General features: G+C 60.9%; 1 protein-coding gene. It reads left to right on the top strand.

Annotated features, from left to right (window positions below):
- Positions 1-315: 315 nt before the first annotated feature.
- A partial coding sequence (locus FEM54_RS33505) for an FHIPEP family type III secretion protein (protein ID WP_171045982.1) occupies positions 316-693 on the top strand: 378 nt, incomplete at its 3' end.

The following is a 693-nucleotide window of genomic DNA, read 5'->3' as shown; positions in this document are numbered from 1 at the left end:
CCGCCTTCGCGAGCAAGCCCGCTGAAGATCGTTCCCACGCTCCCGCGTGGGAATGCCTCCCGTGACGCTCTGCGTCACCGTTGCGCCGGGCTCAAGTCGGGACGCGGAGCGTCCCTGGCTGCATTCCTTTGCTGCGCGTGGGAACGATCATCACCCCCCCATCCAGCTCCCACATTTGAACCGGTGACCACTCGACGATCGTCGCCCTGAAACCAAAGTTGGAAGGCTTCTTGCAATACCGCCTCCAGGACGCTCTCCCGCGTCAAAACTTTGCTTCAAGGAACACGAGGAATACCGGTGGTAGATCGCTCTCAAATGCTCAACACGGCCCGTGGCACCCTGACTGATTTGTCGCGGGGCAACCTGGGTGTGCCGTTGTTGTTGCTGGTGATGCTGGCAATGATGATGTTGCCAATGCCGCCGTTCCTGCTCGATGTGTTTTTCACCTTCAACATTGCGCTGTCGGTGGTGGTGCTGCTGGTCTGCGTGTATGCCCTGCGGCCGCTGGATTTCGCCGTATTCCCGACCATTTTGCTGATCGCGACCCTGCTGCGCCTGGCGCTGAACGTGGCATCCACGCGGGTGGTGATGCTCCACGGCCAGGACGGCCACGCCGCCGCCGGTAAGGTGATCCAGGCCTTTGGTGAGGTGGTGATCGGCGGTAACTATGTGGTTGGTATCGTGGTGTTCGCG

It is taken from the genome of Pseudomonas edaphica (assembly GCF_005863185.1).
Lineage (GTDB): Bacteria > Pseudomonadota > Gammaproteobacteria > Pseudomonadales > Pseudomonadaceae > Aquipseudomonas > Aquipseudomonas edaphica.
This window is presented reverse-complemented; position numbering and strand designations above follow the sequence as displayed.